General features: G+C 49.1%; 12 protein-coding genes. 3 read left to right on the forward strand and 9 right to left on the reverse strand.

Translation table 11 applies throughout. The features are described from left to right. Window positions 1–23: 23 nt before the first annotated feature. Window positions 24–719, reverse strand: a complete 696-nt coding sequence (locus A8707_RS18565; protein WP_231948140.1) for a DUF3177 family protein — start codon at window positions 717–719, stop codon at window positions 24–26. A gap of 51 nt (window positions 720–770) precedes the next feature. Further along, entirely contained in the window at window positions 771–989 is a 219-nt protein-coding gene (locus tag A8707_RS18570) for a Calvin cycle protein CP12 (RefSeq protein WP_068818694.1), read from the reverse strand. Window positions 990–1,440: 451 nt separating this feature from the next. Between A8707_RS18570 and A8707_RS18575 the strand changes: the two genes are divergently transcribed. Beyond that, a complete protein-coding gene (locus A8707_RS18575) occupies window positions 1,441–2,715 on the forward strand; it encodes an FIST signal transduction protein (RefSeq protein WP_068818695.1) in 1,275 nt (424 codons plus the stop codon). 32 nt (window positions 2,716–2,747) lie between these two features. Next, window positions 2,748–3,386, forward strand: a complete 639-nt coding sequence (trmB, locus tag A8707_RS18580; protein WP_068818696.1) for a tRNA (guanosine(46)-N7)-methyltransferase TrmB — start codon at window positions 2,748–2,750, stop codon at window positions 3,384–3,386. A 93-nt stretch (window positions 3,387–3,479) separates the two neighbouring features. Here the strand turns inward: trmB and A8707_RS18585 are convergent, their stop codons facing one another. From A8707_RS18585 to A8707_RS30690, 6 genes are all read right to left on the reverse strand, one after another. After that, window positions 3,480–3,812: a HepT-like ribonuclease domain-containing protein gene (locus A8707_RS18585; RefSeq protein ID WP_068818697.1), complete on the reverse strand. Its 333-nt coding sequence runs from the start codon at window positions 3,810–3,812 to the stop codon at window positions 3,480–3,482. Beyond that, the gene (locus A8707_RS18590; protein WP_197484878.1) at window positions 3,809–4,117 is read right to left on the reverse strand and encodes a nucleotidyltransferase family protein; all 309 of its coding nucleotides are present in this window, start codon (window positions 4,115–4,117) and stop codon (window positions 3,809–3,811) included. The genes A8707_RS18585 and A8707_RS18590 overlap by 4 nt, the downstream gene beginning before the upstream one ends. Window positions 4,118–4,238: 121 nt before the next feature. Further along, window positions 4,239–4,547: a type II toxin-antitoxin system PemK/MazF family toxin gene (locus tag A8707_RS18595; protein ID WP_068818698.1), complete on the reverse strand. Its 309-nt coding sequence runs from the start codon at window positions 4,545–4,547 to the stop codon at window positions 4,239–4,241. After that, complete coding sequence (locus tag A8707_RS18600) at window positions 4,537–4,773, reverse strand: hypothetical protein (protein WP_068818699.1); 237 nt, start codon at window positions 4,771–4,773, stop codon at window positions 4,537–4,539. Before A8707_RS18600 ends, A8707_RS18595 begins: the two co-directional genes overlap by 11 nt. Before the next feature lie 137 nt (window positions 4,774–4,910). Then, entirely contained in the window at window positions 4,911–5,138 is a 228-nt protein-coding gene (gene brnA / locus A8707_RS18605; protein WP_068818700.1) for a type II toxin-antitoxin system BrnA family antitoxin, read from the reverse strand. Then, entirely contained in the window at window positions 5,125–5,388 is a 264-nt protein-coding gene (locus A8707_RS30690; protein ID WP_068818701.1) for a BrnT family toxin, read from the reverse strand. Before A8707_RS30690 ends, brnA begins: the two co-directional genes overlap by 14 nt. 31 nt (window positions 5,389–5,419) lie before the next feature. Between A8707_RS30690 and A8707_RS28360 the strand changes: the two genes are divergently transcribed. Then, window positions 5,420–5,680, forward strand: a complete 261-nt coding sequence (locus A8707_RS28360; protein WP_156518704.1) for a hypothetical protein — start codon at window positions 5,420–5,422, stop codon at window positions 5,678–5,680. Here A8707_RS28360 and A8707_RS18615 read toward each other — a convergent pair. Next, complete coding sequence (locus A8707_RS18615) at window positions 5,625–6,044, reverse strand: formylglycine-generating enzyme family protein (protein WP_082906426.1); 420 nt, start codon at window positions 6,042–6,044, stop codon at window positions 5,625–5,627. The genes A8707_RS28360 and A8707_RS18615 overlap by 56 nt on opposite strands. Window positions 6,045–6,131 lie beyond the last annotated feature (87 nt).

A 6,131-nucleotide genomic window follows, 5' to 3' on the forward strand; every position in this document is an offset into this window, starting at 1 on the left:
GATCATGATCCGAATTAGATATCTTAGTTGCCCATCGCCGATCGCTTGCGCTTACCGACTTTAAAAAAGACAAAATAGCCGAAGTAGAGCGTGTAGACAATCAGCCCAGCGATCCCCAAAAATCCTAGAAACCAAGGCTGAGTTGAGCCGTGAAAATATTCTCGATATAGCCAGGCTGGCTCTAACCAGGTGCGACAGACGGCATCGCTTTGAATCTCAGCACTCGCTTGCAAAGCGCATTTCAACACGGGCAGTTGTGCCAAAACGCCCAGCCCACAATAAATTGAGACTGCCCAACGCCAAGAAGTCATCGTCAATTTCAATGGGCTTGCAAGCTGCTCACGAATTTCTTCATTCAAATCAGCCCAGTACCAGAGTGAGACCGGGATGAGAACGCGAGCGAACCAGCCAGCAAAAAACGCGATCGGCAATGCTCCAATCAATAGATAGATGGTAATCGCCAACAGGCTTGCAACTCGCCAATAGATGGTCAGCAATCGCTGCATCGCATCTGCCTTCTGCACAAATGCCCAGAGCAGCAGCGCCAGAGGCACGACGACCAGAAAAAGAATCGCGAGTCGATAATCAGCCCAAACAAACGGGGAAAACCAGGGGACATCTTGCATAGTAATTCGCAGTGAACGAAGCGCATCTCGCAACACGCCTAGCTTAAACCATAAAAAACAAGCAATTAGACTACCACAAAGGGAAATCTTCATTGCTTGTCCAATGATTCTAGACGATGGATTCAAAATCGACCCGATCGTGTTTTAGTTGTCGTAAACTCGGCACTCTAGCGCGTCAGGGTTGTCGTCGCAGAACTGCTCTAAAGAGTTTTTGGGCTTAGCCTGAAGTTGGTGAGAGCGCTCTGCCTGAAGCTCTTCAACAACATCCCATGCAGCCGCGCACTTAGGATCTTTGCCGTCAATGCCGCAGATCTCGCGGGCATTGTCACGTTCTTGTTCAATCTGCTTTTCGATTTCGCTCATGATTATAATTTCGTCCTTTCGTTGAACGGAGATACTGAAACAGGTCGCTCAAAGCGTTTGAGAGAGTAGGTAGTGCAGGTCAGGTTTTTGGAGTGCCGCTCACCTGATATCGCTAAAGCAGTGATATTGGCGATTGCAGGTCTGTTTCTCGATCGAGAGTAATCTCTTAAGATTCAGCTATCTGCAATGAATGCAACACTTTTTGAGCCTGAGAGCACTCACGATTATGGATGTTTCAATATTTTAACCTGCTTTCAAACCAGAGTCGCGTTCGGAAAACCCAGCAAACGATTACGGGAGGCTCGATTAGAAAACTTATGCCACGATCGCATCGGGTGCGCTTTTGCTCTCAGGCTGATTGCTCCAGTCCACGCACAGGTTGAGTAAACTAGGAATACACGATCGTCTCCACCCTGTTAATTAATGGTTCCTGGCAACCGGGAGAAACTTTATGACAGAACCAACCCCTGACTCAATGAAGTGGGTTTGTGCCCTCTCAACGCGCCCTTCGCTTGAAGCAGCCGTGATAGAAGTGGTTGAGCAAGCGCAAACATTGTTAGAGACTCCTGCTGATTTGGGGTTTGTGTTCATCTCCTCTGCGTTTGCCAGTGAATTTTCTCGGCTGCTTCCCTTGCTGAGAGACAAACTGCCAGACATTCCGCTGATTGGTTGCAGTGGAGGCGGCATTGTCGGCGTGTCTCAGCGGGGCAAGGTGCGTGAAATCGAAGGAGAACCTGCTCTCAGCCTGACGTTGGCAGCGCTTCCGGGGGTGAAGATTAAGACTTTTCATCTAACGGCTGAAGAGTTGCCCGATCTAGACAGTTCGCCGGATGCGTGGGTCGAGTTAGTTGGGGTGCCGATCGCCGATCAGCCTCACTTTGTCGTTTTAGCCGATCCCTTCTCTGCCAAAGTCAATGATCTGCTGCAAGGGCTAGACTATGCCTATGCCGGGGCTTCTAAAGTCGGTGGGTTGGCAAGCTCTGATCGCATGGGCGGCACAACTGCGCTGTTTTGCAACGATCGCTCTTACCGAGAAGGATCGGTTGGGGTGGCGCTCAGTGGCAATCTTGTCATGGACACGATCGTCGCTCAGGGATGTCGTCCGATCGGGCAACCCTATTGGGTGACTGAAGGCGAACGAAATATTGTGCTGGGCTTGCAAGAGCGCGACAGTTTAGAAGAAAGCCCGACATCTAGCCGCAAGGTTGTCACTCAGCGCACCCCATTAGAGATTTTGCGAGAAGTGATCGACACTCTGAGCGAAGACGATCGGGATTTAGCGCAACACTCTCTGTTTGTCGGAGTGGCGCAAAATGAGTTTAAGCAAGGGTTAGAGCAAGGCGACTTCTTGATTCGCAATCTGCTGGGCGTTGATCCACGCGTGGGCGCGATCGCGATCGGCGATCGCATCCGTCCGGGGCAGCGCATCCAGTTTCATCTGCGCGATGCCCAAACCTCTGCCGAAGATTTAGAAGTCTTGCTGCAACGCTATCAAACCGAGACCGACGCAAAATCATCGGCGATCGGTGCTTTAATGTTCTCCTGCATGGGGCGGGGCGAAGGGCTGTATGGCGAACCCAATTTCGACACTCAGATGTTTGCTCAATATCTCGATCGGGTTCCGGTGAGCGGCTTCTTTGGCAGCGGTGAAATCGGTCCGGTTGGCAACACGACGTTTTTGCACGGCTACACATCGGTGTTTGGCATTGTGAAAGAAAAAGATTAATTTGAGTTTTTCACCCTTTCCAGGAGGCTCGTTTGGCTATTGTTCGGGTGCGTGAGCACGTCAATCCCTTAAGTCGAAAGTATCAAACTCCCGCAGAATCGCCTGATTGGGAAAAAATCTATGCCGACTTGACGCTGCCTCTGCACCTAGATATCGGCTGCGGACGGGGACGGTTTTTGCTTAAAATGGCACAGCTTCAGCCAGAGTGGAATTTTTTGGGATTGGAGATTCGGGAACCGTTGGTTGATCAATCGATCGAGTTTCGCGATCAGTTGGGGTTGCAAAATCTCCACTATTTGTTCTGCAATGTTAATAACTCGCTGCCTGCTCTGCTTGCGCCGCTCAAACCGGGGACGCTGCAACAGGTGACGATTCAGTTTCCTGACCCGTGGTTTAAGCGTAAACATCAAAAACGACGCGTCGTGCAGCCCGAAGTCGTCGAAGAATTAGCACTCCATTTAAGCAATGGTGGTCGGGTGTTTGTCCAATCTGATATCGAAGAAGTGGCGATCGAGATGGTCGATCGCTTTGCTGCCCATCCTGCGTTTCACCGTCAAGACTGTGATTGGTTGACGGATAACCCGATGCCCATCCCCACTGAGCGAGAAGCCTCGACGCTAGAGCGAGGGGAACCTGTTTATCGAGCCGTGTTTTATAAACATAGAGACTAGGCAATGCGATCGCTCTACCGTCCACGATCGCCCCTGCGTGATTAACTCAAGGGCGATCGTGCTTCTCACTCAAATAAAACTTCTCTAAGCAGCCTAAAACTGTTGGTAAAGCGCATCAACGGCTTGCTTTAAATCTGGCAGGTAGTTTTCCACCACATTCCAGATGATATCGAGGTCAATGTCTAAATATTGATGGGCTAGGACATTGCGAAAATCGCCAATCGTTCTCCAATCAATTTCAGGACGTATCGCTTTCCAATCATCTGGTAGTCGTTGGGTTGATTCACATAGGGTTTGCAGATTTCGGATCACTGCATCCTGAGTTTTCAGATCTGCAAAAAATGCAGCTTTTCCCGCCACAGTGTAAGCTTCAATTCGATTAATACAGTCCCGAACGTGTACCAGATAAACACGGCTATCTTTCATAGCGATCGAGCTTCACTTAAGATGCGATCGCGGATGAAATAGTGCAGCGATTTTTCGGTTACGACATCAACTTTATGTCCTAGCAATGCCTCTAATTCTTGGATTAAACCGACAGGAAACCAGGGGCTTAACGATTCACCTAAATCTACTAGAAAATCAATATCACTGTTGGGTTGAGCTTCTCCCCGAACAACGGAGCCAAATACCCGCACGTTTCTAGCGCCGTGTTGAACCGCAATTTCTAGAATGCGATCGCGCTGCTCATTGAGAATTGCTTCAATCTTCAGTGTTTCTTGGGTTTTCATAGACAACCAAGCTGTCGCCATTCTTGCACTTTCAATCTATCTCTTTTTTCTTCAACGATCGCTCTTGCATGATCGGATGAAGAACAATCGCGTCATTAAGAGAGCAGGGCATACAGTTTTTCTACGATTTGCTTATGAGTTTTGTGGATAACCCGCCTAGCTGACGCTGGATCATGGAGTGGCGCAGTGTGAGCAAATGATTTAGCCTCAGCACGGAGGTTTTTTTGAGTCCAGTGACGGCAAAGTCAGGGTGAGTCGCATCTAAGATTAGGTCGGTAGCCAGGGGGTGAGTCGGAAGGCGGCTGGTAATGAGTGCGAGAACGACGTGACGATGTTCTCCGATCGGGTTTGTTAACGCGTAAGCAGGTCGAATTTTACTATCAGATAGATCGTCGTAGGGAAATTCAACCAGAACGATGCTACGTTTCATGGTCGATCAGTTTACCGTCTTCTAGTGTGTAAATGTCTTCGTCAGGATCACTGAGAAGATCGATCGCCGAAGTTTTGAGAGCTGCTAAAGACCATTCTTGAGCGTCGTCTTGATCGGGGAAAAGCAAGATGCCTCGAAAGCGAATGGGTTTTAGGGCAGCCAGGGGTTGGTCTAACTCGACAATGCCCTGTTCGTCAATGCTGCCTGTGATTTCGATGGCTTTCATGGGCTTTACGATCGCTCAACTGCTTCTAAAGTATCTTATTTTCACGATTCCCCTACACGATCGGCTGAAGGGCGATCGCGTGTGCAAAAGTATCGGTTTGTATAGGCAGGAATTTCTAGGCTGATGCTGCTGGAACCCTAATGAGAAAGAGTAGCAAGGTGATCTGCAATCCAAAGTTTGATAATGGCTTGGCGTGTGACTCCAAGGCGCTTGGCTTCCTGGTCTAGTGCTTCAAGCATCCAGATGGGAAAGTCAACATCAACACGCGTCTGCTCGTAGCCTGGATGATTTGCTTGAGAGAGGTCTAAAAGATTGGTAATGTCTTCGCCATTGTCAAATCTAGTGTCAAATTCATCTGCTTTCATAAATTTCTACCTCTTCTGTGCGAGAGCGTCGAACCGAAATAATGCGTACTCTGCTGTTTCGGTAGGTGACAACGGCTGACCAGCACTTTTGGTTGATTGTACCAATCACTAGAAATCTTGGCTCGTCTTCTGTTCTAGCTGGAATCTCGATTCTGTCGGAATCAGCCCACAGTTGTTGTGCTTTGACGAAGCTAATGCCGTGTTTCTCTTGATTAGACTGACTCTTAGCTTCATCGAACTCGAATTTCATAAGGTATTTGAACCATGCCTCTGATTCCTGATTGAAAGAAGCGATCGTTCTTCTCCACAATAGGGGCGATCGCAGTCAGCAAAATCTAAAACAGCGATCGCTCCTGCCAACAATGACCACGATCGTCCCCGACACAATTAGCTCAAATGCGATAAAGCTCAATGAGCGGGTAAGTCTTCGGCTTTCGCCTACCAAGCTACCCGGCTCTGTTTTATTTTCGGAGGTCGTTGTCTTCCTCACCGGAACAGGTCTGGACTCTTCTGGATACGCCCAAACAATTCCCATTGCTTAGTTCTGATAGTAGAAGAGTGCTGGAAAACCGAACACACCACCCGAAAACCGACATTAGAGCCGCGGTAGGCAGGAGAGCCAGAGTTGCGGAAGGCAGCGCGACAGTACGACGGATTGCTGAACCACGAACCGCCCCGAAGTACACGATTTTCACTATTTTTATTAGTTGTCCAGGAACTGCCATCTGATGGAGCAGCCTCATAATTTCCATGCCAGTGGTCAGCGCACCACTCCCAGACATTGCCGTGCATATCGTAGAGACCGAAAGGATTTGCTGGAAAACTGCCGACATCAGTGGTCTGCTTTCGATAGATTCCTTTCGGTGCCTCGCCATGAGTATGGTTACCGTTGTAATTTACCGGAATGGAGGGCTGGGGAACCCTTAAAGCCCCTGTCTTTTAAGCATGGGGATGTAAAAGGGGTTCCCGCGTGGCGGTCACGCCACAGAGTCT

Source organism: Phormidesmis priestleyi BC1401 (genome assembly GCF_001650195.1).
In the GTDB taxonomy this organism is placed as follows: domain Bacteria; phylum Cyanobacteriota; class Cyanobacteriia; order Leptolyngbyales; family Leptolyngbyaceae; genus Phormidesmis_A; species Phormidesmis_A priestleyi_B.

What these genes read in the sequence shown, in the direction of transcription:
- A8707_RS18570 (WP_068818694.1), bottom strand. Translation starts at nt 989, where the DNA reads ATGAGCGAAATCGAAAAGCAGATTGAACAAGAACGTGACAATGCCCGC.
- A8707_RS18600 (WP_068818699.1), bottom strand. Translation starts at nt 4,773, where the DNA reads ATGAAAGCCATCGAAATCACAGGCAGCATTGACGAACAGGGCATTGTC.
- A8707_RS18585 (WP_068818697.1), bottom strand. Translation starts at nt 3,812, where the DNA reads ATGAAAGATAGCCGTGTTTATCTGGTACACGTTCGGGACTGTATTAAT.
- brnA (WP_068818700.1), bottom strand. Translation starts at nt 5,138, where the DNA reads ATGAAAGCAGATGAATTTGACACTAGATTTGACAATGGCGAAGACATT.
- A8707_RS18575 (WP_068818695.1), top strand. Translation starts at nt 1,441, where the DNA reads ATGACAGAACCAACCCCTGACTCAATGAAGTGGGTTTGTGCCCTCTCA.
- A8707_RS18565 (WP_231948140.1), bottom strand. Translation starts at nt 719, where the DNA reads ATGAAGATTTCCCTTTGTGGTAGTCTAATTGCTTGTTTTTTATGGTTT.
- A8707_RS18595 (WP_068818698.1), bottom strand. Translation starts at nt 4,547, where the DNA reads ATGAAACGTAGCATCGTTCTGGTTGAATTTCCCTACGACGATCTATCT.
- A8707_RS30690 (WP_068818701.1), bottom strand. Translation starts at nt 5,388, where the DNA reads ATGAAATTCGAGTTCGATGAAGCTAAGAGTCAGTCTAATCAAGAGAAA.
- A8707_RS18590 (WP_197484878.1), bottom strand. Translation starts at nt 4,117, where the DNA reads ATGAAAACCCAAGAAACACTGAAGATTGAAGCAATTCTCAATGAGCAG.